Annotated in this window: 22 protein-coding genes and 3 pseudogenes; 12 read left to right on the top strand and 13 right to left on the bottom strand. The window is 70.8% G+C overall.

The features are described from left to right. Positions 1 to 56 precede the first annotated feature (56 nt). The 7 genes and pseudogenes from aspA to ACFV9H_RS02895 form a co-directional block, all read right to left on the bottom strand. Positions 57 to 1,466 (bottom strand): aspartate ammonia-lyase, encoded by a 1,410-nt coding sequence (gene aspA / locus ACFV9H_RS02925; RefSeq protein WP_385392590.1) that lies wholly within the window; start codon positions 1,464 to 1,466, stop codon positions 57 to 59. Positions 1,467 to 1,546: 80 nt separating this feature from the next. Further along, positions 1,547 to 2,569 (bottom strand): asparaginase, encoded by a 1,023-nt coding sequence (locus tag ACFV9H_RS02920; RefSeq protein ID WP_385392415.1) that lies wholly within the window; start codon positions 2,567 to 2,569, stop codon positions 1,547 to 1,549. 85 nt (positions 2,570 to 2,654) lie between these two features. Further along, entirely contained in the window at positions 2,655 to 4,094 is a 1,440-nt protein-coding gene (locus ACFV9H_RS02915) for an amino acid permease (RefSeq protein ID WP_385392412.1), read from the bottom strand. Beyond that, positions 4,091 to 4,768 carry a FadR/GntR family transcriptional regulator gene (locus ACFV9H_RS02910; protein WP_385392587.1) on the bottom strand — a complete coding sequence of 226 codons (678 nt, stop codon included), beginning with the start codon at positions 4,766 to 4,768 and terminating at the stop codon, positions 4,091 to 4,093. Before ACFV9H_RS02910 ends, ACFV9H_RS02915 begins: the two co-directional genes overlap by 4 nt. A gap of 85 nt (positions 4,769 to 4,853) precedes the next feature. Beyond that, complete coding sequence (locus ACFV9H_RS02905) at positions 4,854 to 5,111, bottom strand: gamma-glutamyl-gamma-aminobutyrate hydrolase family protein (protein ID WP_385392585.1); 258 nt, start codon at positions 5,109 to 5,111, stop codon at positions 4,854 to 4,856. Between the two features lie 110 nt (positions 5,112 to 5,221). Then, positions 5,222 to 5,281, bottom strand: a pseudogene (locus tag ACFV9H_RS02900) (hypothetical protein); the annotation flags it as partial. Between the two features lie 116 nt (positions 5,282 to 5,397). Continuing rightward, positions 5,398 to 5,526 (bottom strand): hypothetical protein, encoded by a 129-nt coding sequence (locus ACFV9H_RS02895; protein WP_385392409.1) that lies wholly within the window; start codon positions 5,524 to 5,526, stop codon positions 5,398 to 5,400. A gap of 437 nt (positions 5,527 to 5,963) precedes the next feature. Between ACFV9H_RS02895 and ACFV9H_RS02890 the strand changes: the two genes are divergently transcribed. The 3 genes from ACFV9H_RS02890 to ACFV9H_RS02880 all read left to right on the top strand — a co-directional run bounded on the left by ACFV9H_RS02890 (position 5,964) and on the right by ACFV9H_RS02880 (position 11,269). Next, complete coding sequence (locus tag ACFV9H_RS02890) at positions 5,964 to 9,365, top strand: BTAD domain-containing putative transcriptional regulator (RefSeq protein ID WP_385392406.1); 3,402 nt, start codon at positions 5,964 to 5,966, stop codon at positions 9,363 to 9,365. A gap of 217 nt (positions 9,366 to 9,582) precedes the next feature. Continuing rightward, positions 9,583 to 10,869, top strand: coding sequence for a hypothetical protein (locus ACFV9H_RS02885; RefSeq protein ID WP_385392403.1), 1,287 nt, complete (start codon positions 9,583 to 9,585; stop codon positions 10,867 to 10,869). After that, positions 10,856 to 11,269: a hypothetical protein gene (locus ACFV9H_RS02880; protein WP_385392400.1), complete on the top strand. Its 414-nt coding sequence runs from the start codon at positions 10,856 to 10,858 to the stop codon at positions 11,267 to 11,269. The genes ACFV9H_RS02885 and ACFV9H_RS02880 overlap by 14 nt, the downstream gene beginning before the upstream one ends. A gap of 209 nt (positions 11,270 to 11,478) precedes the next feature. Here the strand turns inward: ACFV9H_RS02880 and ACFV9H_RS02875 are convergent, their stop codons facing one another. Then, complete coding sequence (locus tag ACFV9H_RS02875; RefSeq protein ID WP_385392397.1) at positions 11,479 to 12,072, bottom strand: response regulator transcription factor; 594 nt, start codon at positions 12,070 to 12,072, stop codon at positions 11,479 to 11,481. 538 nt (positions 12,073 to 12,610) lie between these two features. On the opposite strand from ACFV9H_RS02875, the gene ACFV9H_RS02870 reads away from it, so the two are divergent. Together ACFV9H_RS02870 and ACFV9H_RS02865 are read left to right on the top strand one after the other, a co-directional pair. Next, positions 12,611 to 13,930 carry a hypothetical protein gene (locus ACFV9H_RS02870; protein WP_385392394.1) on the top strand — a complete coding sequence of 440 codons (1,320 nt, stop codon included), beginning with the start codon at positions 12,611 to 12,613 and terminating at the stop codon, positions 13,928 to 13,930. A 287-nt stretch (positions 13,931 to 14,217) separates the two neighbouring features. Further along, a pseudogene (locus tag ACFV9H_RS02865) lies at positions 14,218 to 14,379 on the top strand (pirin family protein); the annotation flags it as partial. Positions 14,380 to 14,774: 395 nt separating this feature from the next. On the opposite strand, the gene ACFV9H_RS02860 reads toward ACFV9H_RS02865, so the two are convergent. Then, a complete protein-coding gene (locus tag ACFV9H_RS02860) occupies positions 14,775 to 15,206 on the bottom strand; it encodes an NUDIX hydrolase (protein WP_385392391.1) in 432 nt (143 codons plus the stop codon). 101 nt (positions 15,207 to 15,307) lie between these two features. Here ACFV9H_RS02860 and ACFV9H_RS02855 point away from each other — a divergent pair, with 101 nt between their 5' ends. Continuing rightward, positions 15,308 to 15,652, top strand: coding sequence for a hypothetical protein (locus ACFV9H_RS02855; protein WP_385392388.1), 345 nt, complete (start codon positions 15,308 to 15,310; stop codon positions 15,650 to 15,652). A gap of 35 nt (positions 15,653 to 15,687) precedes the next feature. Here the strand turns inward: ACFV9H_RS02855 and ACFV9H_RS02850 are convergent, their stop codons facing one another. Then, positions 15,688 to 16,617, bottom strand: a complete 930-nt coding sequence (locus ACFV9H_RS02850) for a hypothetical protein (RefSeq protein WP_385392386.1) — start codon at positions 16,615 to 16,617, stop codon at positions 15,688 to 15,690. Positions 16,618 to 16,808: 191 nt separating this feature from the next. Here ACFV9H_RS02850 and ACFV9H_RS02845 point away from each other — a divergent pair, with 191 nt between their 5' ends. The 3 genes and pseudogenes from ACFV9H_RS02845 (at position 16,809) to ACFV9H_RS02835 (ending at position 19,876) form a co-directional block, all read left to right on the top strand. Further along, positions 16,809 to 17,096, top strand: coding sequence for a heavy-metal-associated domain-containing protein (locus ACFV9H_RS02845; RefSeq protein ID WP_385392582.1), 288 nt, complete (start codon positions 16,809 to 16,811; stop codon positions 17,094 to 17,096). Between the two features lie 72 nt (positions 17,097 to 17,168). After that, a pseudogene (locus tag ACFV9H_RS02840) lies at positions 17,169 to 19,438 on the top strand (heavy metal translocating P-type ATPase). Between the two features lie 156 nt (positions 19,439 to 19,594). Then, on the top strand, positions 19,595 to 19,876 hold the full coding sequence (locus tag ACFV9H_RS02835; protein WP_385392383.1) for a metal-sensitive transcriptional regulator: 282 nt from the start codon (positions 19,595 to 19,597) through the stop codon (positions 19,874 to 19,876). 435 nt (positions 19,877 to 20,311) lie between these two features. On the opposite strand, the gene ACFV9H_RS02830 is transcribed toward ACFV9H_RS02835, so the two are convergent. Continuing rightward, entirely contained in the window at positions 20,312 to 20,833 is a 522-nt protein-coding gene (locus ACFV9H_RS02830) for a hypothetical protein (RefSeq protein ID WP_385392380.1), read from the bottom strand. Beyond that, the gene (locus tag ACFV9H_RS02825) at positions 20,833 to 21,051 is read right to left on the bottom strand and encodes a hypothetical protein (RefSeq protein ID WP_385392377.1); all 219 of its coding nucleotides are present in this window, start codon (positions 21,049 to 21,051) and stop codon (positions 20,833 to 20,835) included. The genes ACFV9H_RS02830 and ACFV9H_RS02825 overlap by 1 nt, the downstream gene beginning before the upstream one ends. Before the next feature lie 120 nt (positions 21,052 to 21,171). On the opposite strand from ACFV9H_RS02825, the gene ACFV9H_RS02820 reads away from it, so the two are divergent. From ACFV9H_RS02820 to ACFV9H_RS02810, 3 genes are all read left to right on the top strand, one after another. Beyond that, positions 21,172 to 21,747: a TetR/AcrR family transcriptional regulator gene (locus tag ACFV9H_RS02820; protein ID WP_385392374.1), complete on the top strand. Its 576-nt coding sequence runs from the start codon at positions 21,172 to 21,174 to the stop codon at positions 21,745 to 21,747. A gap of 533 nt (positions 21,748 to 22,280) precedes the next feature. Continuing rightward, entirely contained in the window at positions 22,281 to 23,357 is a 1,077-nt protein-coding gene (locus ACFV9H_RS02815) for a sulfite exporter TauE/SafE family protein (RefSeq protein WP_385392371.1), read from the top strand. Continuing rightward, the gene (locus ACFV9H_RS02810) at positions 23,354 to 23,626 is read left to right on the top strand and encodes a cation transporter (protein ID WP_385392368.1); all 273 of its coding nucleotides are present in this window, start codon (positions 23,354 to 23,356) and stop codon (positions 23,624 to 23,626) included. The genes ACFV9H_RS02815 and ACFV9H_RS02810 overlap by 4 nt, the downstream gene beginning before the upstream one ends. 94 nt (positions 23,627 to 23,720) lie before the next feature. On the opposite strand, the gene ACFV9H_RS02805 is transcribed toward ACFV9H_RS02810, so the two are convergent. After that, positions 23,721 to 24,413, bottom strand: a complete 693-nt coding sequence (locus ACFV9H_RS02805) for a hypothetical protein (protein WP_385392365.1) — start codon at positions 24,411 to 24,413, stop codon at positions 23,721 to 23,723. Positions 24,414 to 24,739: the final 326 nt, after the last annotated feature.

Genomic DNA, 24,739 nt, shown 5'->3' with positions numbered 1-24,739 from the left:
CCACGTCCACCCGTTGCACCCCGCGCGCCGACCGGGCGGACCCGGCCCGGTCCCGGTCAGGGACGGGCAGGCCCGGTTCCCGCGAGCACCTCGGGGCGCAGCAGGGAGGTGAGCCGTTCGGCCGGCAGCAGCCCCCGTTCCAGGACCAGCTCGGCCACACCCCGGCCGGTGGCGAGGGCCTCCTTGGCGATGTCGGTGGCGGCGGTGTATCCGATGTGCGGGTTCAGGGCGGTCACCAGGCCGATGGAGTTCTCGACGGTGGCTCGCAGCATCTCGGTGTTGGCGGTGATGCCGCTCACGCAGCGTTCTGCGAGGGTGAGGCAGGCCGCGCGCAGGTGGGTGATGGACTTGGACAGCGAGTGCAGGATGACCGGCTCGAAGGCGTTGAGCTGGAGCTGTCCGGCTTCGGCGGCCATGGTGATGGTGATGTCGTTGCCGATGACCTCGAAGGCGACCTGGTTGACGACCTCGGGGATCACGGGGTTGACCTTGCCGGGCATGATGCTGGAACCGGCCTGGACCGGGGGCAGGTTGATCTCGCCGAGTCCGGCGCGGGGCCCGGAGGACAGCAGGCGCAGGTCGTTGCAGGTCTTGGACAGCTTGACGGCGACGCGCTTGAGGACACCGGACATCTGGACGAAGGCGCCGCAGTCCTGGGTGGCTTCGACCAGGTCGGGAGCGGTGACCAGGGGCAGGCCGGTGATGCCGACGAGGTGGCGGCGGGCGGCCTCGGCGTATCCGGCCGGGGCGTTGAGACCGGTGCCGATGGCGGTGGCGCCGAGGTTGATCTCGTGGATGAGTCCGAGGGCTTCCGCGAGCCGGCTGCGGTCCTCGTCCAGCATGACGGCGAAGGCGGAGAACTCCTGTCCGAGCGTCATCGGCACGGCGTCCTGGAGCTGGGTGCGGCCCATCTTCAGGACATCGTGGAACTCGGCGGCCTTGCGGGCGAAGACGTTCTGCAGGACGGCCATGGCGTCGAGGAGACCGCGCACGGCGAAGACGGTCGCGATGCGCACGGCGGTGGGGTAGACGTCGTTGGTGGACTGGCCGAGGTTGACGTCTTCGTTGGGGTGCAGGTGCCCGTACTCGCCCCTGGAGTGGCCCAGCAACTCCAGTGCCCGGTTGGCGATGACCTCGTTGGCGTTCATGTTGGTCGAGGTGCCCGCGCCGCCCTGGATGACGTCAACGACGAACTGGTCGTGGAGCTCGCCACCGCGGATCTCCTGGCAGGCCGCGACTATGACGGCCGCCTTCGCGGGCTCCAGCAGGCCGAGTTCCCCGTTGGCGAGGGCCGCGGCCTCTTTGACGGCGGCGAGGGCATCGATCAGGTGCGGGTAGGTGGAGATCGGCGTGCCGGTGATGGGGAAGTTCTCGGTGGCGCGCAGGGTGTGGACGCCCCAGTAGGCGCCGGCCGGAACGTCGCGGTCTCCGAGCAGGTCGTGTTCAGTGCGGCTGGAGGCGGTCAAGGCGGTCAAGGCGGTCACGGGTGTGCGGATCCTCTTCCTGAGGTGGGCGGATCGAAGGTGGGGATAGGGGCAGGCGGGTGTCAGGCGATTGCGGTGACGGGGGCGCCGGGCGGGTCCAGGGCCGCTACCGGCCGGATGCCTCCGACGGTCCGGCCGCCACCGGTCACGGGCTCGCCCGTGAACCCGGCGAGCAGCCGGGGCTCGACTCCCGCACGTGCGAGAGCGGCGGCCGTCACGGCCGTACGCGCGCGGTCGGCCCCGTCGGCGACCTTCACGGCGACGGCCCGGCCGTCGGGCAGCGCGGCCAGCTGGACGCCCTCGAAGCCGTCCTTGGCCAGCAACCCGGGCACCGCGCGCATCAGTGCGGCGGTATCCCGCCCGGTACCGGAGGCCATCTCCGGGTGGAGGCGCAGTGCGTTCGCCACGCGGTGCTCGGCGGTGTCCGGGGCGGCCGTGGCGATGCGGGCGGCCGCGCGGGCCAGGCCGTGCAGGGACACCGCGAACAGCGGGGATCCGCAGCCGTCGACGGTGACGTTCGCGATGTGCCGGCCGGTGAGCTCCTCGACGACCTCGGCGATCGCCCTCTGCAGCGGGTGGTCCGCGTCGAGGTAGCTTTCCAGGGGCCACCCGGACAGCTTGCACAGGTACAGCATCGCCGCGTGCTTGCCGGAACAGTTCTGGGCGAGGCGGGACGGCCCGCGGCCCGCGCGCAGCCAGGCGTCCCGGACGGCCGGGCCGTAGGGCAGGTCGGGGACGTTGCGCAGGTCGGCCTCGGTGAGACCGGCCAGCTCCAGGACCCGCCGGACACCCGAGAGGTGGGGCTCCTCGCCGGAGTGACTGCCCATCGCGAGGGCGAGCAGGGCTCCGTCGAGCGGCAGGCCGGCCCGCACCATGGCGACGGCCTGGACCGGCTTGAGCGCCGAGCGCGGATAGCAGGCGGCCTCGATGTCCCCGATGCTCGTCCGGACCTCGCCCTCGCCGTCGAGGATGGCGACGGAACCGTAGTGGACCCCCTCGATCATGCCGCCCCGCATGACGTGGGCGACGGGGGCGTGCCGGGGCTCGCGGATCGCGGGCGCGTCCGCGAGGAAACTGCTGCGCATCACTGCCTCGTTCTGTGGTGGGTCGCTGCTGACCGGGGGTGGCGACCGCCACCCCCGGGCGCCGGCGGACGGGCGGGCGTCCGGCTCAGCCGTCGCTCCGGGCGGCGGCGCGCGCCACGCGGCCGCGGACCGCGAACCAGCCGGCGACCAGTGCCGCGGCGATCAGCGGTACGCACAGCACGGTGGTGCGCCCCGCGCCTCCGTCGGCGTACATGAGGACCAGGACGGTGGCGAGGAAGGCCAGCGTCACGAGTTCGGTCCAGGGGGAGCCGGGCAGGCGGTAGGAGGGGCGGGTGAGTTCGCCGTTGCGGGTCTTCCGCCAGAAGAGGAGGTGGCAGACCATGATCATGCCCCAGGTGGCGAGGATGCCGATCGCGGCGAGGTTGAGGACGATCTCGAACGCGTCCGCGGGGACCACGAAGTTGAGCCCGACGCCCAGGACGCACATGCCGCTGGTGAGGAGGATACCGCCGTAGGGGACCTGGGTCCGGCTGAGCCGTGCGGTGAACCGCGGGGCGGAGCCGTTGACGGCCATCGAGCGAAGGATGCGGCCGGTGGAGTAGAGGCCGGAGTTGAGTGAGGACATGGCCGCGGTGAGCACGACCAGGTTCATCACGTCGGCGGCCGCCGGGACGCCGATGTGGGAGAGCACGGTCACGAACGGGCTCTGGCCCGCGCTGTAGCTGCTCCAGGGCATCAGCATCGACAGCAGGACGACCGAGCCGACGTAGAAGAGGCCCACGCGCCACATGATCGAGTTGATCGCCTTCGGCATGATCTCCTCGGGCTTCTCGGTCTCGCCGGCCGTGACGCCGACCAGTTCGACGGAGGCGTAGGCGAAGACGACGCCCTGGATGATCAGCAGCATGGGGAGCAGGCCGTGGGGGAAGATCCCGCCGTTGTCGGTGATCAGGGCAGGGCCGGGGACGGTGCCGTCGACGGGGTGCCGGGTCGCCAGGAGGAAGATCGCGATCCCCATGAAGACGACCAGGGCGCCGACCTTGACGATGGCGAACCAGAACTCCAGTTCGCCGAAGATCCGCACCGAGATGAGGTTCACGGTGAGGACCACGGCCAGGGCTATGAGGGCGATCACCCACTGGGGGACATCGGAGAACAGGTGCCAGTAGTGGGTGTAGGTGGCCACGGCGGTGATGTCGGCTATGCCGGTGGTCGCCCAGTTGAGGAAGTACATCCAGCCCGCGGTGTACGCGCCCTTCTCCCCCATGAACTCACGGGCGTAGGAGACGAAGGCGCCGGAGGACGGCCGGTACAGGACCAGCTCGCCGAGCGCGCGCACGACGAGGAAGGCGAAGATCCCGCAGACGGCGTAGGCGACGAACAGGGAGGGCCCGGCGTCGGCGAGGCGTCCGCCCGCGCCGAGGAAGAGCCCGGTACCGATCGCGCCGCCGATGGCGATCATGTTGACGTGACGGGGTTTCAAGGACTTGCTGTAGCCGGTGTCACCGGCGTCGACGTGACGGGTCGTGGGGCGCTTCTCGTCTTTGAGGAACTGCTCGCTCACGCCTCGGGTCTGCCTTCCGTAGGGGCGGTGGTGCGCTGGGGGCGCACGATGTTGGTGAGGGTCGTCTCGACCCGTCGCAGGTGGTGGGACATGGCCTCCACCGCGTCGTGCTCGCTGCCGTCGACCAGCGCCTCCAGGATGGCCCGGTGCTCGCAGTTGGACTGCTCGCGCCGGCCGCCCAGTTCGTTGAGGAAGGTCGACTGACGCGCCAGTGCGTCGCGGATCTCCTCGATGACGCGGCGGAAGACGGGGTTGCGGGAGGCCTCGGCCACGGCCAGGTGGAACACGGTGTCCATCGCCACCCACGCGGTGGTGTCGGTCTCCTGCTCCATCCGGTCCAGCAGATGGCCCAGGTGGTCCAGGTCCTCGGGGGTGCGGCGCAGCGCGGCGTACCCGGCGACCGGGATCTCGACGTGCCGGCGCACTTCCAGCAGGTCGCTGGCGGCGTAGTCGCCGAAGGTGGGCTCCTCGACCGTGTTCGCGAGGACGAAGGTGCCCTTGCCGCTCTTGGACGCGGTCAACCCCATGGCCTGCAGGGCTCGGAGCGCCTCCCGCAGTACGGGCCGGCTGACCTCCAGGGTGCGGCACAACTCGGCTTCGGAGGGGAGCTTGTCGCCCACGGCGTACTCACCGCGCTCGATGGCGCTGCGCAGGTGGCGGAAGATCGCTTCCACGGCACTGACGCGCCGCGGAAGGGGGCCACCTGTCTGGCTGTCTGACAGGTTCACGCTGTGATCCTGAGGGGTCCGCCCCGGGGTGTCAAGGCACCCGTGCCGGGAAAGTCCGGCCCGGCACGCTTCGCACCGTGCGCGCGTTCCGTCCGGCCGTCCGGGCGGGAGCGGTACCTCCGGCGGAGCCCGCGGCAGCCACCAGGGCCCGCACGGCCGGCGCGTCGGCGCCCATCTCCGGGTGCCACTGGACACCCAGGGCGAAGCGGTGCCGGGTGCTCTCGATGGCCTCGACGGTGCCGTGCGCCGCACGGGCGGCGACGACCAGTCCCGCGCCGAGGCGGTCCACCGCCTGATGATGGTGCGTGGCGACCTGGTGCGTCCCCGGCAGCAGGGCGCCGACCCGGGTACGGTGGTCACGGCGTGGGAGCAGAAGTGGCCCCGGTAGGGGTTGTGGCCGTCGTGGCCCACCTGGTCGGGCAGGTGCTGGATCAGGGTGCCGCCCTCGTGTACGTTCATCAGCTGCATCCCCCACACCCCGAGCACGGGTATGTCGCGGGCGAGGCCGGCGGCCAGTACACGCCGGCCGCCGGCAGCGCAGGTCCGGGCCGGGGCCGCGCCGTTTCGATTGCGGATCACGTGCTGCGCTGGTCGCGGGTGTCCCGGCGAAGCTGGTCGGTGTGGCGGGTGAGGGCGTCGATGCGTTCGGCGAGATCGGCGTCCTCGGGCCGCAGGTGGGGCCGGGTGTCGGCCAGGGGGCGCACGAGGCGGGCGGTGTCGTTGTGGGCGAGGGCCTGGTTCAGGTCGCCGATGGCGCCCTCGGGCGAAGGGCGTGGAAGTCGACGCCGTGAGGGGTGTCCGCGGCGAGGTCCTCCATCCGTGCCAGGACCTCCCGTGCCTCGCGGTGACGCCGGGCGGGCCGGCTGCGTCCGCCGTTGCGGTGCGGCGCCCGGCTCGGGTTCAGGCTGGGCGAGCCGAGAGGGGTTCGGGCCTTCATCAGCCCGCCCGCCTCCCCCCACGTCCTCATGTGCGAGCACGTACGACGGCTTCCGCAGCCGCCCTTGCGACCTGTCATGAAGCCACCACCCGGACCGTACGGTCCTGCCACTGATTGCGTTCGGTTGTTCCCTTCCCCGGCATACGTCGGCGTGTTGGGTGCAGACGCGATTCGCGGCGCGGCCGTTGGTACATTTGGCCGATCATGATGCAGGTGGGAGTTCTCGGGCCGCTGGATGTTCGGGTCGACGGGCGGCCGGTGACGGTCGGACGTCGGCATGCGCGGACCATCCTGGGAATCCTCCTTTCGGCCCGGGGCCGAAATGTCCCGGTCGACCGGCTCGTCGACGTGCTCTGGACGCAGCGGCCGCCTGCCAAGCCCACCACTTCTCTGCACTCCTACGTCTCCAACCTTCGCGGCATCCTGGAGCCGGACCGGCCCGCCCGAACTCCGTCCCGGATCCTCGTCAGCAGTCCGGAGGGGTACGCGCTCCGGCTCGACGACGACGCCGTGGACGCCTGGCGCTTCGAATCGGTGGTGAGCCGCGCCAGGGCGCTGCCTTGTGCCGAGGCCGGTCCGTTGCTGGACGAGGCGCTCGGCTTGTGGCGGGGTGAGGCCTACGGAGAGTGGGGGCCCGGCTCATGGGCGGGCGCGGAGATCGCGCGGCTCGACGAACTGCTGCTCATGGCACATGAGCTGGCGATGGCGAGCAGCCTCGGGGTGGGGCGGCCGCACGAGGTGGTGCCGGCCGCGGAGGCGCACGTACGCCGTCATCCGCTGCGCGAGGAGGGATGGCGGCTGCTGGCTCTGAGTCTGTGGGCGACCGGGCGTCAGGGCGACGCGCTCGCGGCGCTGCGGCGCGCGGCCGCCGTGTGCGCCGAGGAACTCGGGCTGGACCTCGGGGCCCGGCTGGTCGAGCTGGAGGGGGCGATCCTCCGCGGCGACCTGGATGTCCTGTCGGCCGCGGTACCGGCCCCGGTCACCCCGAGCGCGTCCGTTGTGCTGGTCGAACCGTCATCCTCGCGAACTGTGACCGTAGTTGGCGTGGCCGACGAGTCAGGCGTACCCGCGGCTGTCGGCAGCGGAGCGGCGCCCGCTTCCCCGGCGCCCTTCGTCGGGCGGCGGCGTGAACTGGAGGTGCTGGAACGGGCGGCAGAGGCGGGCCTTGGGGGCGGAGCGGTCGCGTTGGTCGCGGGTGAAGGCGGTGCGGGGAAGACCGCCCTCCTGGCCCGTTTCGCCGATTCACTGCGGGCGCGGGGCTGGACGGTGGTGGCGGGCCGGTGTCCGGACGACGCGGGCGTCCCGGCGGCGTGGGCCTGGACGGAGGCACTGGGTGAACTGGCGTGCCTCCTCCCGCCGGAGCACGTGGGGCCGTTGTCCACGCTGATCGACCCTCTGGGCGCCACGGTCCCGCCGCACGGCGACGCTACGGCCGGCCGGTTCCGGCTGCACACCGCGTTCGCCCGATGGCTGGCTTCGGCAGCGGCGCGCTGCCCGCTAGCCGTGATCATCGACGATGTCCACGAGGCCGACGAGGAGACGCTGGCCCTGCTGGGCCGGGCCGCCGGCGTCGAGGGTGTCCCGCTGCTGGTCGTGGCCGCCTACCGGCAGGGGCATGCCGACAGTCGTCTCGCACCGACGATGGCCGCACTCGCCCGCCGTGATCCCTTCCGCGTCGCACTGACCGGACTCGACGTCACCGAAGTCCGTACGCTCGTGCGTTCGCTCTGCGGCCGGGAGGTGGACGCCGAGGTGGTAGCCGTGCTCGCGGAACGCACAGGCGGGAACCCCTTCTTCGTCGGTGAGAGCGCCCGCCTGCTGACCGCCGGCGACGCGGCGCAGGCAGTCGCCCGCGTGCCCGACGGCATCCGCGACGTCGTACGCCAGCGGCTCGCCCGACTGCCCCAGGAAGCCGCCGATGTCGTACGGCTGGCCGCAGTCGCAGGCAGCGAAACCCATGTCGCGGTGCTGCGCGAAGCCTCCGGCCTGTCACCGGCCGCCGTCGTGGGGGCACTGGAGCTCTGCATCGCGGACGGACTGCTGACCGAACGGGCCCCCGGCCACGTCTCGTTCACACACCCGCTGCTGCGCGACACCGTCTACGGCGACCTCACCGGACTGCGACGCGGCCTATTGCACGGACGACTGGCCGACACCCTCGCCAGTCTGAGACCGGACGACCTGCCCGCCCTCGCCGTCCACTTCACCCGGTCGGGCGACCCGGCGAAGGCCCGGCAGGCGGTGGGATTCGCGCTGCGTGCCGCCGAACTCGCCGAGCACCGCTACGCCCACGACGTGAGCGTCGACCTGCTCCACCAGGCCCTTGACGCCGCCGAGCTGATACCGGCCCGCGCCGACGAACGGGCCGAGCGCGCGGTCGGCCTGCTCGGCGCCCTGCTGCGTGCCCACGTCCGGGCCGGGTCCGGTGACGCAGCCATCATCACGCGTCACCGTGCCCTTGAGGTCGCCGAACGGGCCGGTCGTGAGGACCTCGCCGTCGCCGCGTTCACGGCGTGGACCGAACCCACCCCGTGGCTGACCCGCAGCCACCAAGGCGTGGACCTGCACGTGGTCGACACTCTGGACCGGCTGACCGTCAGGCCGGGCCTGGCGCCCGCGGACCTCGCCCGGCTCCTGCAGGCGCGGGTGGACGAACTGCCCGAGGACACCGACGGAAGAGCCCGGGAAGCGGCCGAGCAGCAGCTCGGTCTCGCCCGCAGCGCAGGGGACCCGAACCTGCTCGCGGCCGCCCTCACCACGATGACGAAGCTGCTGCCGCACGAAACGCAGGCCGCTCGGTGCATCCCCGTGGTCGCCGAGTTGCGGGCACTGACCAAGAGGCACGACCTGCCCGCCTACCGGTGGGTGTGTGAGCAGGTGGACGCGATGATCTCCGCCATCGGCAACGATTCGGAGGCCGTCGAGCGCCACGCCCGCCTGGGTCTGGCCGTCGCACGCCGGTACCGCATGCCGGAGGCCGAGGCGGCCAGCCTCTCCACGCTGGCCATGCTCGCCCACGCCCGGGGGCACTTCGCGCAGGCGGAGGACCTGTACGGGCAGGTCCGGGAGCGGCTGGTCCGGCACAACGCCCCGCGCGCCGCCGACCTCCACGCCCGGGGCTTGATCACGATCCGGCTGAGCCAGGGCCGGGTCGCGGAGATCGAACCGCTGGCCCGTACGGTGGCCGCCGCCTGGGGCACACGCGGTGGAGAAGCGCTGGCGCTGGTCCTCGCGCTCCAGGGCAGGTTCGAGGAGGCGCGCGCGGTCCGCTTCGAGCCGGATCCCGTGAAGGACCACTTCTACGGGGTACGCCTCGGAGCCCGCGCCCGACTGGCTTGTCTGCTCGGCGACACCGAGGCGGCAGCCGCGCTCGTCCCCCTGCTGCATGTCCTGCGGAACCAGCTCGGTTCGGCCGCCACGACCGCCTTCTGCACCCGCCCCCTGGCCCTCGCCCTGGGCGAGCTGCATGCTCTGCTCGGTGACGTGCCCGCCGCGCGCTCGGCCTTCCGGGAAGGCGCCGAAGTGGCCGCGATGTGGGGGTCGGAGCACGGCGAAGCGGCTGCCGCGGAAGGCATCAGGTCCCTGGCGCAGGCTCACGCGGTCTGACCGGACCAGGCGCTTGGCAATCCCCGGGCAGGGCGGCCGGGCTGATGCCAAGCGGATGCCCAGCCGATGCCAATGCCCGAGTGCCAGCATGGTGGTCAACACGGAGTCGGCTGTGCCGGGCACCCCTTGTGGACCGTTCCCGGCGTCATCGCCGGCGGCCGAGAGCCCGGCACGCTCCCGCGCCGCTCCGTATCCCCGTCCCAAGGAGAGTTCCACCATGGCCCTCATCTGCGGTCACGACGCGCCTGCCTACGGCCTGCCCCTGTGCGAGCACATCCGGACCGCCACCGCGGTCCCGCTCGACCACTACGTCCACTACACCGGTCGGGGCGTGGAGCGGCAGCACATCTGTGGAATCTGCCGCCACGAGGCCGCCACGGCGGCATCCGCGGCGGTGTGCGAAGACTGCTTCGATGCGTGCGAGGGCAGCTCGCTCGGCGTGGTCGGTCTCCCGCAGACCATCGATGCGTCCCGGCCGGTTCCGGGCATGGTGCAGAACACGCAGTTGCCCGCCGAGGCGGGCCCGGTCCTGGACATCGCGCCGACGGAGCACGGTTTCGTGCTCCTGTGCGACGACGGACGGATCCTGCGCTGGGACACGGACTCCGACACCTGTACCGAGGCCGCCCGCAGCACGGTCACCGTGCCGGCCGACGCCAGGCCCTGGGTCGGTCATGAGCAGGCCCTGCGGCTGCACGCCTCCCGAAACGGTGCCTTCGCCGCCGTCGTCGTCGACCACGGCCGCACGGGAGAGGTCGTCGACCTGTCCACGGGAGCCGTCACCCTCTCCCTGGAGAACGACGGGTACTACAGCCACACCGTGCCGTTCTCCCTGGCCTTCACCGAGCACGCCGGACACACCGTGGTCCTGTACCGGAGGAAGTGGAGGATCATCGAAGCCGCGGACGCGGCGACCGGCACCGTGCTGACCCGGATACCGATGGTCGAACCCCACACGGCCTGGGCGGGCTACTTCCACGGGGCGCTGCACCTCAGCCCCGCCGGCACCAGGATCGCGTCGGACGCGTGGTGGTGGCACCCCGTCGGCCGGCCCTTCGCCTGGACCCTGGAGCGGTGGCTCACCCACGGCGAAGGCGCCTGGACCGAGGGCACCGACCGGTGGGAGCTGCCGAGCTGCGAGGATCACTGGAACCGTCCGGTCGCCTGGCTCGACGAGGAGCACCTCGTCCTCGGTGGTCTGGGCGACGACGGGCAGGAACTGGTCCCGGGTGCCCGGGTCTTCCTCCTCGGCCGTGAGTCCGGCGAGAGCACACTCGAGGAGGTCGCGACGTTCGGCGGACCGGACGGCCGTTTCTTCGCCGCGGACGGCCTGCTGTTCTCCTCCTCGCAGGCAGGCCTGGAGATCTGGGACCCGACCAGAGGCTCCCGCCTCGGCACGCTCGCCGGTTTCCGGCCCACCCACCACGACCTGGCTCGCGGCGAACTCGTCGAACTCTCCGCCATCGGGCTGCGGCGCTGGAGCACGGCCCATGTCGAACGCTGACACCCCCACCCCGGTCCGGCGACGGCCCCGGGCCCGCCGCCGCTGGAAGGCTCCTCGGATCCCGGCACGCAGTATCACCCGCGAGCACATGGACGCCCTCCACGACTTCCTGCTCCGGCGCACCGCCTACCTCGTCGAAGCCCACCCGCCCGGCACCGAGGAACATCGGATGGCCGACACCCTGCACCGGGCCATCGACCAGACCTGGGCGGAGCTACAGGACTCCTATGACTTCTACCACCGAGGCGACGCCGACATGGAGATCGAACTCGCCGGGACCTGGAACAGCCTGCGCATGTTCAGCACCTCCTGGATGCGGGCCCCGGACTACGACGAGCGCCTCTGGCCCCCGGCCGAGTACGAGAGCCTCCTCATCACCTCCATGCCCACCGAACCCTGAGGACGCCCCCAAACGCCGATCCGTCCATCCCGGAGCATCCATGCAGTCCCGTTCCCTGCCCTCCCGCCGAATGCCGGGCGTATTCGCCGCAGCCTTCGCCGCCGTCCTCATCGAGCTACCGTAATCGCGGAGACCATCGCCGGGCGATGCTTGGCGGAAGCGGACGTCCTGAGCGACCAGTCACCCCCCGACCGGCGGGCGCCGCCGGGTCACAGGGCGCCGTGCCGGAAAGCGTAGGCCACCGCCTGGGTGCGGTTGCGCAGGCCCAGCCGACCCGTCACCCCGCTGATCACCTGCTTGATCGTACGCTCGGAGTAGTTCAGTCTGCGCCCGATGTCCGCGGTGTCCAAGCCCTCCGCGAGCAGCCGCAGCACCTCCACCTCCCTGGTGCCCAGCCCCGAGAACGTAAGCCCGGCGGGTTCCAGCACGCTGCTACGCAGACCGAGCACCTGGTCGATGAGTGCTCCTTGGAGCCCTGACGGCAGCACGGCGTTGCCCCGGGCCGTCTCCCGGACGGCCTCGGCCACCGGATCGAATCCTGCCGCGGTGCGTGCCACCACGCTGCGCAGCCCGTATTGCACGGCGGGCAGGACATACCGGTCGGGGACCTCAGCGGTCACCAGCACTGCCCCGGCTCCCGGATCGTGCGCGTCGGCGGCCAGCGAACGCAGGAGATCCAAGGTGGCGCCGGTGAACCGGTCCGCGAAAACGAGGTGCACATTGGCCCGGTGCCGCTCTGCAGAGGGCAGGGGCCGCAGCCCGGCGTAGTCGCGCAGCCGCGCCCGCGCACCCTCTGCCGTCAAGGCGTCCTCGGCTGTCACCAACACGCCCACCGGCCCGCACCGGGGGCTGCCGTGCCGGGAACCGCCGGGTGCGGACCTGCGGCGCGGAGGTACTACCGCTCCTACCCTGTCGGCGGGAACGGATGAGGTGGCCGGAGCCGGGACGGGGAGGGTGAGGAGCACGGGGGTGCACCGCCGATCTGGTGTCCGGGCCGACGGCCGGAACCGGGGCCCGCGGGAGGGGTTGTTGCGGCCGCGCGGCCGGTCTGCGCGGCGAACCACCACGGCCGCCGCCGCGGTCTCTCCCACCCTGCCCTGGACCGCCTGGCATCGGCTTGGCATCCGCTTGGCGTCTGCCTGTCGCGACGGGAACTGCCCCGTCCGAACATGTGGTTCCCGTCTGCGCCCGGCTCTGCCCGAACGGACGCGGGAACGCGTCCGATCAGGCGGCCGCATGCCGCAACGGGCCGGAATCGAATATTCCGTCGGATGGAATGGGACGACCGGCGGACGGCCCTGCGGCCATCTGCCCGGAACACCACTTCGAGGAGACACCACCATGGCACTCGCCTGCGGCCACGACGCCCCCGCCTACGGCCTCCCGGTCTGCGAGCACATCCGGACCGCGACCGACGAGGTCGACTTCTCCATCCGCTACACCGGGCACGGCCTCGAGCACCAGCGGATATGCGCCCTGTGCCGCGAAGAAGCCCAGCACGGCCGGCCGGTCACCACCGGCCGCATCTGTGAGGACTGTTCGGACACCTCGTACGGGAGCGTGGTCGACTCCGTCGGGCGCCCTGAGACCATCGACGCCTCCCGCCCCGTCCCGGGCGCCGGACCTCTGGTCCCGTTCCCCGCGGAAACGGGTACGGTCCTGGACCTCGCTCCCACCGAGCGGGGACTGCTGCTGCTCGCGGCCGACGGGCGGATCCTGCTGTGGGACGCCGAGGCGGGCTCCTGCACGCACCTGGCCACCACCGGCGTCAGCGTGCCGGCCGATGCGGAGCCGTGGAACGGGCACGACAAGGCCCTGCGGCTGCACGCCTCCCGCAACGGCCGGTTCGCCGCCGTCGCCGTCGACTTCGGCCGCACTGGCGAGGTGATCGACCTGACCACCGGAGCGGTCACCACGGTCCTGGAGAACGACGGGTACCACAGCGAGACCGTCCCCTACTCCCTCCTGTTCACCGAGCACGCCTGCCGCGACGTCGTCCTGCACCGCACCCGGTGGAACCGGATCGCGGGCACGGACCCGGCGACCGGCGAGCCCGTCCTCCTGATGCCGAAGTCCGAGAAGGAGGCCGCCTGGGCGCACAGCTTCCACGGCCAGCTCCACCTCAGTCCGGGCGGCACCCGCCTGGCATCGGACACCTGGCTGTGGCACCCGCTGGGCCAGCCCGTCACCTGGGACCTCGCCCGGTGGTTCGCCGACGGGGAGTCCGCCTGGCACGGCGAGCAGCCCGCCGTCGAATACCGGCTGCTGCCTCCCTGCGAGTACCACTGGAACCGGCCCATGGTCTGGCTGGACGAGGCGCGGATCGTCCTCGGTGGGCTCGGAGACGACGACGAGGCAGTGGTCCCCGGCGCCCGCGTCTTCGACGTCACCCGCATGGTCGACCTCGGCGTCCACGGCTCGGGGCCCGACGAGACGGCGACGTTCGGCGGCCCGGAAGGCCGGTTCTTCGCCGCTGACGGCCTGCTGTACTCGGCAGGCGGACCCGGCCTGGAGATCTGGGACCCCACCTCCGGCGCCCGCATCGGTTCCGTCCCCGGCTTCCACCCCACCCACCACGACACCGTCCGCCGCGAACTCGTACAGCTCACCGCGGACGGCGTCCGCCGCCGCCCGACGACCGAAAGCCTGCCCACCGGCTGAAGGACGGAGGCCTGTGTGCTGCGCGGACAGCCACCACTCCTGTCAGAGGGTTGCCGTCTGCCGTTGCTCAGGCGGGAGCTTGGTCCGTGACTGGTCCGGAGACGGAGGCTGAGAGACCGAATCGACTACCTCGGGTAATGGAGGGGAGTCGTAACCACGTCGGGCGAGAGCAGCATGCCGAGCAACTCCTGGTCAGGCCCGTGGCCGTGGTGTCCTGATGCTGACTTTTGCTGACTTTGAGGGACGCGTAACGCTCTGACCTGCGGAAACGTGGAGCGATCCAATGGTTCTGGAACTGGATCGGGCGCTCCCAGGAGGAGATCGAACAGTTCCGCGAGGACTGGATGAACGGCACCCGCTACGGCGAGGTGAAGGGTTACGACGGCCCTCCGATTCCGGCTCCAGAGCTTCCCGCAACTCGCCTGAAACCTCGGGGGCGTGTGCGTTGACCTGGTTGTTTGCCTGGGGCGAGGGTCGGGTGTGGTAGTTGCTACCGGCCCTCCGCTTTTGGGTTGGCGGGGGAGGTTGCTGGACACGGTGCGAGAGCCTTCGGTGCCGACGGTCGAGTCTCACGTGTTGCAGGCTGTCGCCAAGTTTGGTCGGACGAATGCTGACCCTTTGCTGACTTTACTGACGAGTAGTTAGATCTTGGTTGCCGGTCAGGCGAGTCCTCTGGCCAGTGAAGGGCAGTGGTGGCCGCCGCCGCGCCCTCGGCTCCAACCGTCGCGACTTCGGATCCGGCCGGACGTGCGATTCGTGGATGAAGCGTGCGTGGCGGATCTTGTGTACAACTGACAACGCCCTTGCCTATCCCGCCGAGGCATTCTCGCCCTGGCAGCCGTGGTCAAGATCGAAGGGCGACGTCCAGATATCGCTGGACCGGCTTGAAGAGTCCGTACGGGATGTACTGCGGGATCTCCGGCAGGGTCACCCACGCGACCTCGGCGATTTCATCGGCGTCCGCCACGTGCGCGGTCCCACCGGCCACCTCGCAGGCCGTGTACGACACTTGCCGGCCGGTGATTGGATGGACCCGCTCGCCCAGCGGAGCAACGGCGACCACGTCCAGGCCGGCCTCCTCGCTCGTCTCGCGGACGGCGGCTTCCTCGCAGGTTTCGCCCGGTTCGACTTTGCCCGCCGGGAACTGCCACGAGAGTTGGCCCTCTGCAACTTGTCGCCGTACGAGCAGTACTCGACCCTCGTGAACCACAACGGCCCCGGCAACGCGATGCTCAGGTTGAGCATCGCCACTCACCGACGCCTCTCGGTCACTCACGGCGGCCGCCGTCGTCTGGGGCGAGAAGGCGCTCTAGTGTCGACGGGACGTCAGGGCCTGGCGACTTTCGCGAGCCCCTCGTTGTTACTGCGATGCGTTGCATGGGTGCGGCTCTCCGATCCTCATCCCTCGAAGAGTATTTCTTCCACCGCGGCCGGCGCCGCTGCCTGCTGCTGTGCGCGCTCGAACTCGAGCTGCCACTTTCTTCGCAGCCCGCTCCGCTTGTGCCTGTGCGTGCGATTGATGAAGTGCTCGCCCGTTTCACGGTCGAGGTGTGTTCCCCGGACGTCGAGGCGGCGCAGGATCGCGCCGCTTCCGGGGCGGAGGAGCATCAGGCTGTATACCCACGGTCTGTTGAGGCCTATTCGGAAGCGGAGGTCGAGGCGGCAGGAGAGATCGGTCCGGACGGGAGGGCTGGCCTCGACATTTTTCCGGTTCGGGTGTGAGGGCAACGATGTGCGGTGCGGACCCCTGGTGGCCGTCAGTGTCCCTGGGAGTGGTCGGTGTGAGTGCCGTTGTCCTGGCCCCCTGTCGCCGAGGTGGGGACGGTGAAAGCGGCTGTGCGGACGGTGCCCTGGTGCTTGAAGTCGAGGAAGAGCCGGTAGGTGCCGTTGGTGGGGGCGGTGGCCATGAAGGAGACGGCGGGGCCGGGCTTGGTGGTGCCGTCGCCGGGCTCCCCCTCGGGGTGGACGTGGAGGTAGGCGAGGTCGCCGGCGCGGAGAGCGACGAGGTGGCCGTACGCGCCGAGGTAGGGCTCGAGGTCGGTGACGGGCTTGCCGTCCTGGGTGACGTTCAGGGTCAGGTCACTCATCTTCCCCGCGGCGAGGTTGCCGTCGAGGGTGACGGTGTAACCGTCGACCTCGGATGTGGCCTGTTGGGCGGGCAGAGCTCGGGGCTGGTAGGCCCCGGCGACGGCGAGGTCCGTGCCGAGGGTGAGGGCGGTGGCGTCCTTCTTGGCGGGGGTGAAGTCGGCGAAGACGCGGTAGTCGCCGGCGGCGGGCAGGTTGACGGGGGTGCTCCAGGTGCCGTCGGCGGCGCGGGTGGGGTGCAGGTGGCGGAAGGTGTTCAGGTCACGTGAGGCGACGATGAGGTGCAGTTCCTTGTCGTGAGCCCTGGCGTAGTCGGTGACTGCCTTGCCGTTGTCGTCCTTGATGGCGAAGCGCAGGGGCGCTTCCTGGCCGGCGGTCAGGCGGGGGGTCTGCAGGTCGAGGGTGTAGCCGTCCTGTGAGAGCTGCAGTCCGCCGGGAAGGTCCGCGGTGGTGGGGGCAGCAGTGGTTTCGGTGTGTGCGGCGTGCTGCGCATTGTTGGTCCGGTCCGTGAGCGGTTCGGTGGCCGTCCCGAGGGTGTAGGCGGCGGTGAACGTGGCCGCGAGTGCCGCGCCGAAGATTCCGATCTTGCCTGCCGTGTTCATGGCTCTCTCCTTGGGTGTGGTGTCCGGCGTCGGCGGGTCTGCCGACCGGCTGTCAAGGCGCACCACGATACCCCCCAGGGGTATTTCTGCAACCTGAGCCGATCGCTTGCCATCGGATAGGGGGAGGGGGTATACCTGAGTCATCGCTCGATACCCCCCAGGGGTATCATCTCGAATGTTTGGAGACCGACATGTCCTCGTCCTGCTGCGCCCCGAACAACAGCTGCTCCTCCACCGGCGCCGCCGACACGGTGGTCCTGCAGGGCGTCCGCACGGTGTACGCGGTGACGGGGATGACCTGCGGCCACTGCAAGGCCACCCTCACCAGCGCGATCGGCGCGGTCGATGGCGTCAGCAGCGTCGAGGTCGACCTCGCTTCCGGCACGGTCGCCGTCATCAGCGCGAGCACCCTGGACGACCAGGTGATCGCCGCCGTGGTCGACGACGCCGGTTACGAGCTGACCGGCCACGCGGCCTGAGTCACCGCCGCCACTTACCATCGCCGGGGCCCCCGCCGGGCCCCGGCCGTCCGCCCGCACGAGGAGTTCCGCATGACCACCACCGCAACCGGCGCCGCCGAGGTCGAGCTCGCCATCGGCGGCATGACCTGCGCCTCGTGCGCGGCCCGGATCGAGAAGAAGCTCAACCGGATGGACGGCGTGATCGCCACGGTCAACTACGCCACCGAGAAGGCGAAGGTCACCTACGGAGGTGACGTCACCGTCGCTGATCTCATAGGCACCGTCGAGGCCACGGGCTACACCGCCCGCGAACCCGAACCGCCCCGGGCGGCCGCTGGTGATTCCGGGGAGGGTGGTACCGAGGGGGAGGGCTCGGATGAGGCGGACGGCCTGCGGCCGCTGCGGCAGCGGCTGATCACCGCCCTGGTGCTGGCCGTGCCGGTGATCGCGATGGCTATGGTCCCGGCCCTGCAGTTCGAGTACTGGCAGTGGCTCTCGCTGACGCTGGCCGCGCCCGTGGTGACGTACGCGGCGTGGCCGTTCCACAAGGCGGCGTTCACCAACGCCCGGCACGGCGCCGCCACCATGGACACCCTGATCTCGGTCGGCACCTCGGCGGCGTTCCTGTGGTCGCTGTGGGCCCTGTTCTTCGGTACGGCGGGCACGCCCGGGATGACCCACCCGTTCGAGCTGACCATCGCCCGCTCCGACGGCGCGGGGAACATCTACCTGGAGGCGGCCGCCGGAGTCACCGCCTTCATCCTGGCCGGCCGGTACTTCGAGGCCCGTTCCAAGCGGAAGGCCGGGGCGGCGCTGAAGGCGCTGTTGGAGCTCGGCGCGAAGGACGTCACCGTCTTGCGCGGCGGCCGGGAGGAGCGCATCCCCACCGGCGACCGCAGGTCGGGGACCGCTTCGTGGTCCGGCCGGGCGAGAAGATCGCCACCGACGGCGTGGTGGTCGAGGGGGCCTCGACCGTGGACGCCTCCATGCTGACCGGCGAGTCCGTGCCCGTGGAGGTCGCGGCCGGGGACGGGGTCACCGGAGCCACCCTGAACGCCGGTGGCCGCCTGGTCGTGGAGGCCACCCGGGTCGGCGCGGACACCCAGCTCGCCCGGATGGCCAAGCTCGTCGAGGACGCGCAGAACGGCAAGGCCGCCGCCCAGCGCCTCGCCGACAAGATCTCCGCCGTGTTCGTCCCGGTCGTCATCGCGCTCGCTCTCGGCACCCTCGGCTTCTGGCTGGGCAACGGCGCGGGCTGGACCGCAGCGTTCACCGCCGCGGTCGCCGTACTGATCATCGCCTGCCCGTGCGCCCTGGGCCTGGCCACCCCGACCGCGCTGATGGTCGGTACCGGCCGAGGCGCCCAGCTCGGCATCCTCATCAAGGGGCCCGAGGTCCTGGAGTCCACCCGCAAGGTCGACACCATCGTCCTGGACAAGACCGGCACCGTTACCACCGGCAAGATGACCCTCCTCGCCGTCCACACCGCCGACGGCACCGACGAGGCCGAGGTGCTGCGGCTCGCGGGCGCGCTGGAGCACGCCTCGGAGCACCCCATCGCCCAGGCCGTCGCGCAGGGTGCCGCCGCCAAGGTCGGGGACCTGCCCGTCCCGGAGGACTTCGCCAACATCGCCGGACTCGGCGTCCAGGGAATCGTCGACGGGCACGCGGTCCTCGTCGGCCGGGAGAAGCTGCTGGCCGAGTGGGCGATCGAACTCCCCGCCGCGCTGAAGGAGGCCAAGGCCGCGGCCGAGGCCGCCGGCCGGAGCGCCATCGCGGTGGCCTGGGACGGTCAGGCTCGTGCGGTCCTGGAGGTCGCCGACGCCGTCAAGGACACCAGCGCCGAAGCCATCACCCGCCTCAAGGCCCTGGGCCTGACCCCGATCCTGCTGACCGGCGACAACCAGGCCGTCGCCGAAGCGGTGGCCGCCGAGGTGGGCATTGAGCAGGTCTTCGCAGAGGTGATGCCCGAGGACAAGGTCGACGTCGTCAAGCGCCTGCAGTCCGAAGGCCGCTCGGTCGCCATGGTCGGCGACGGAGTCAACGACGCCGCCGCCCTCGCCCAGGCCGACCTCGGACTGGCCATGGGCACCGGCACCGACGCTGCCATCGAGGCCGGCGACCTGACCCTGGTCCGCGGTGACCTGCGGGCCGCGGCCGACGCCATCCGCCTGTCGCGCAAGACCCTGGGCACGATCAAGTCCAACCTGTTCTGGGCTTTCGGCTACAACGTCGCAGCCCTCCCGCTTGCCGCTGCCGGTCTGCTCAACCCGATGATCGCCGGAGCCGCGATGGCGTTCTCCTCGGTCTTCGTCGTCGGCAACTCCTTGCGCCTGCGGTCCTTCCGTCCCCTGTCCTGAGTCCGAAGGGCGCAGCCCCCGGTCCGGTCACCGCCGGCCGGGGGCTCCCCCCTTTTCGTGGTCATGGGTGCCACAGGCGGAACAGATCGCATGGGTGCATCGTTGTTCTGTATACCCCCAGGGGGTAAGTGACCGTCTCGTCGAGAAGGGATCGCCATGCATGGTTACACCGCCCACAAGGACGACGTTCTCAAGCGGCTTCGCCGGATCGAGGGCCAGGTCCGCGGCCTGCAGCGCCTGGTCGAGGAGGACACCTACTGCATCGACGTCCTCACCCAGGTCGGCGCCGCCACCAAGGCCCTGCAGTCCTTCGGGCTCACCATGCTGGAGGACCACCTCCGCTCTTGCGTCGCCGACGCGATCGCCGAGGGCGGGGACCAGGCCAAGGACAAGGTCACCGAAGCGTCCCAGGCCATCGCCCGCATGGTCCGCTCCTGAACGGCAACGACCCTGTACGGGTGGCTGTCAGCTTCGTCCGGCCCCGCTGCGTGTGGCTGTGACCAGCCAGGAACTGCTGCGCAGCCACACCGCCCCGTCCGCCTCGTGGCGGCGCAGGGTGTCCGTCAGTGCCTGGCGCGGCCGCAACACACGACGGTGCGCTCGAGCGGCGCGCACCCTCAACCCCCGAGTGGTCCGTGCCCTCGGAGCAGCCCATCGCAGATGCCGTCTCCTGGCCTTCCACGTTCGTCCAGGAGACGGAGGCGACCTGCGCGGCAGTTGCTTCACTGGCGTGTGCCGACAGAGAGCAGCACACGCCCCGGCGTTCACCCCGGACTGTGCGGCCCGTCCGGAAGAGCGTGCGATCCAACTGAGCGCGCCTGCAAGGACTGCAGGAAGTCATGAGCGCCCCGCATGGAGGCCGATGTGGATGTTTCAGGGCGCAGAAGCGACCGTGCCGACCCCGACGGGCCGCCGCTGCCCGCGGCGCGTCACGCCCTTCGGCTTGAACACTGACAACACCATCGCGGCAACCAGTGCCAGCAGGGCAAGAATCGCGTGGAGGAGCGGCGACGGATTGCGCACTGCCTCGATCGGCGCATCGGATGCCGCCGCCTGAGCCATCGCCTCGAAGGTACGCATGTACAGCAGCAGTACTCCGGTGCAGACCACGGTGATGCCGAGCTTGAACAGCACCCAGTAGTGCCGCAGCAGGCCCCAGGGCGTCACCCACGACTGCACCAATCCCGTGATCAGTGACGCGAAGGCCAGTGGCACCAGCGTGAGCCAGGCCACCGGTTCCATGATCCGGTACACCCCGCGCACGACGCCGGGATCGGAGCTGGTGACACCCACCAGCGCCAGGACGAGGAAGCAGAAGACCGCGCCCAGCCAGCCGACGCTCGCGCCGATGTGCGTGACCAGAGCCGTCTTCCGCAACCGCGTCGAGGCGGCCATCAGAGACAGACTCCGGACAGCGCGCTCCCGGCGGCGACGACGGTGGTACCCACGACGCCCGGACCGGCCCCGTGCATGTGGCGGCTGGGGCTGTGCTCGCCGCCGACCAGCAGCATCACCACGATCACCAGCACCACGACGATTCCGGCGACGCCGCAGATCTTCACCCAGCGGGGCATGCCTGGGCCTCTGTCACCGCTGCCGGTGGTCCCGTCCATGAAGACTCCTCCTCGACGTACCGCTCTCGATGTCGGACGACTGTATTCCGCATTTTACGAGACAATGTGTCTCGATGTCGATCTCAGTGTATCGATGGCGTCGAACTGTATGCTGGGCGAATGCCGAAGCTGTGGAACGAGACGATCGAGACGCACCGCCGCGAGGTGCGCGAGGCGATCCTCGATGCCACTGCCGCGCTCGTTGCCGAGCACGGACTCAGGGCGGTGACGATGTCCCAGATCGCCGAGCAGGCAGGCATCGGAAGGGCGACGCTCTACAAGTACTTCTCCGACGTCGAGGCGATCCTGGGCGCCTGGCACGAACGACAGGTCGACCATCACCTGCACCACCTCAATCAGGTACGGGACGAGGTGGGCGACCCGGCTGCGCGGCTGGAGGCCGTACTGACGGCGTACGCGCTCTTGACCTCCTCCCGCGGTGGGCACGACGCCGATATCGCGTCCTACCTCCACCACAGCCCGCACGTCGCCCACGCGCACGACCACCTTCACGGCCTTATCAGCAGCCTGATCGCGGAGGCGGCGGCAAGCGGCGATCTCCGCGCCGACACCGACCCTGGCGAGCTCGCCACCTACTGCCTGCACGCCCTCTCCGCAGCCCGAAGCCTGCCCTCCGAAGCGGCCGTCCACCGACTGGTCCAGCTCACCCTGGCGGGCCTGCGCAACCCCGGCTGAGGGCAACGGATAGCATCCGGTTCCATGGCCGGGCAGAGTGTGCACCCTTCGGCCCGGCGCTGGGCCGGGCTGCTCGTGCTGCTCGGGCTCATCTGGTGCACCACGGGCCTGGCCCGCCCTGCCATGTCCGCAGGCGAGGCGATGTCCGCCGTGCCAGAGATGGCCGGCGCGGTCGCAGCCCAGGCTCCGCAGGCACCTGCGCGAGAGCTCCAGGCTGCCGTCGCACCCATGTGCCCCATGGACGTAATGGAGTGCACGCCGTCACTGCAGGATCGCCCGCCGACGTCGGGCCTCTCGCCGGCGGGCGGGCTGGAGCCGGCCCCGTGCGACTCCTTCTCGCCAGGCGCTTCCGGTGCGGTGCGCGCGCCTCCCCAGCCTGCTGCGCGAGGGGGACCTGACCTCCACCGACTGTGCGTGAGCCGGACCTGATCGTGCCGTACTCCACCGGGCCCTGCCCGCTGGAGCGATGACGCCCGATCCTTCCGGCACGCCGTCATGCGCGCGTGCCTCTCCTCTCTCGGAGTTGTTCACGCATGTCCTCCACTCTCAGCCTGCTGCTCAGCGGCGTCGGCACGGGCCTGCTGGCCGGCGGCGCCTCCTGCGCCGCTGTACAGGGCGGCCTCCTCGCCGGGGCCGTATCCCGCCGCGCCCCGGCCAGCCCTGGCGTCCCCCTGCGGGCAGCCGAACCGCTCGCCCCGGTGGGCGCTTTCCTCGTCGGCAAGCTGCTCTCGCACACCGCCCTCGGCGTCCTGCTGGGCATCTTCGGCTCCGCCCTCCAGCCCAGCCCCCGCACCCGGGCTGTTCTGCTGATCGCGGCCGGACTGCTGATGGTGTTCTTCGCCCTGGATCTCCTGGGCGTCAAGGCGGTGTCCCGGCTCGTGCCGCGCCCGCCGGCCACCTTCGGGCGGCTTGTCCGAGGCCGTACCAAGTCGTCCTCCCGGCTCGCGCCCGCAGCCCTCGGTTTCGCCACCGTGCTCATCCCGTGCGGAGTGACGCTGTCCGTCGAGCTGATCGCGGTCACGACCGGCTCAGCAGTCGCGGGAGCGGCCGTCATGGCCGGCTTCGTGATCGGCACCGCCCCGCTGTTCACGCTGATCGGATACGTCTTCCGCCGCGCCGGCCAGAACGTCTCCAGCTACCTGGCGGGCGTCGCCGGAATCATCGTCGCGGCCATCGCAGTCTGGACCATCTCCTCGGGACTGCAGGCGGGAGGCTGGCTCCCGACCGCCAGGACCGCATCGGCCGTCGGCAGCGTCCCAGCCGCAGTGCCCCCCTCGCCCCAGGCGGCTCCCAAGACCGGCGAGCCCCAGGAACCGGTCACCGTCGACACATCGGGCAAGCAGACCATCGTCCTGACCGTCACCGACTTCTACGTGCCCACCGTCTTCACGGCGAAGGCCGACGTGCCCACCACCCTCGTCCTTCGCGGTGCTGATGCCGGGGGCTGTGCCCGCGCCTTCACGATTCCCGAGCTCGGCGTCGAGGAGATCGTCAAGAAGAACGGCGACACGCGCATCGACCTTGGCACCCGCAAGCCCGGCAAGCTCCTCTTCTCCTGCGCCATGGGCATGCAGGGCGGCACCATCGACTTCCAGGGAGACCGGGCATGAGCTGGCTGCGTCGCCTCAAGGGCTCGACGGTCGACCGTGAGGCCGCTGACCCCGGAGCGGTCGTTCTGCGTATCGAGGGCATGCACTGCTCAAGCTGCGTACTCCTCGTCGACGAGGAGCTCGAGGAACTCGCCGGCGTGCGCTCTGCCCGCACGTCCCTGCGGGATGCCCGCGCCGTGGTCCGGCTCGATCAGCCGGGTGCCGTGCACACGGACGAGCTGGTTGCGGCCGTCGAGCGCGCCGGCTACCGAGCGGTCCCGATCAACTGAGGACGCCCCTTCGCAAGCGACATGGGCAAGACCACGGGCCCAGCGTGGTTCACGCTGGGCCCGTGAGTACGGCTATGCGGTTGCCGGACCGGGGTCAGTGGCTGTGGGACGAATGGCCGTCCCCTTCGGGCGCGGCGGGTGCCTTGGTCGGGTTGTCGTGCCCGGTGGGTGCCTTGGTCGGCTGGCCTTGCTCAGCGGGAGCCTGGTCCGGCTCTGCGGGGGTCTGGGACGTGGAGCCATGGTCGTGGCTGTGGCCGTCGGAGCTGATGGTGCCGGCGAGGGCGGTCATGCCCAGCCAGGCGAGGGCCGCGACGACGACGACGCCGGCCGCGAACGGGGTGACGAGGTGCCGCCAGCGGCCCTTGGAGTCCTTGGCGACGAACGCGACGTACGACATGAGCAGGCCGATGGGGGTCATCCAGGCGCTGCGCTCGGGGAACTGCTCGAAGTGCTGGATGCCTCCGCCGACCAAGCCGACACCGAAGGACAGCAGCAGCGAGAACGCCACCAGCGAGACCGCCTGGCCCAGCGCTGGACGCTCGTCGGCCAGCACGAACTCGTTGACGATGGTGCCGAGGAGGAACACGAAGGCGCCGACGACGCAGATGATCGCGTACAGGGACGGATTGATCGGGTAGTGGACGACGGCGCCGGCGATGAGGGCTGCGCCCAAGAAGTAGAGCATCTGGCCGCTGTAGCGAGCCGGGAGGGACTTCTTGTCGAAGGCGGGGCGGCGATGTCTCGAGGAGGGGGTCTGGTCCAGCTCGGGCTTGAGAGCGGTGGTCATGCGGGTAAGGCCTTTCAGATCTTGCTGTGTGAGGGCAGGCAGAAGCCACGCCGACACCAGTGGTGCGGCGTCAAGCTGGTGGAGCTCTCAGCAACGCAAGATCGAAAGTCGATGTAGGCACGGTGGGTCGCCGGTGCGGCTGATCCAGCTGTGGGTGGATGCTGACCATCGGCGGAGCACGTCGAGGACGCGGTTGGAGCCCCCGCGCGTGAGGGCGAACGCGTGCAGGGCGGCGACGATGTACAGCAGCGCGAGGCAGATCTCTCCCGCTCCGCCGTGGTTGCACGGGGATTCGCCGTCCGGGCTGCCCGGGGCGTTGGCGACGG

Source organism: Streptomyces sp. NPDC059874 (assembly GCF_042731135.1).
GTDB lineage: Bacteria > Actinomycetota > Actinomycetes > Streptomycetales > Streptomycetaceae > Streptomyces.
Note: the sequence above shows the minus strand (reverse complement) of the source record. Positions and strands in the feature narration are given on the sequence as shown.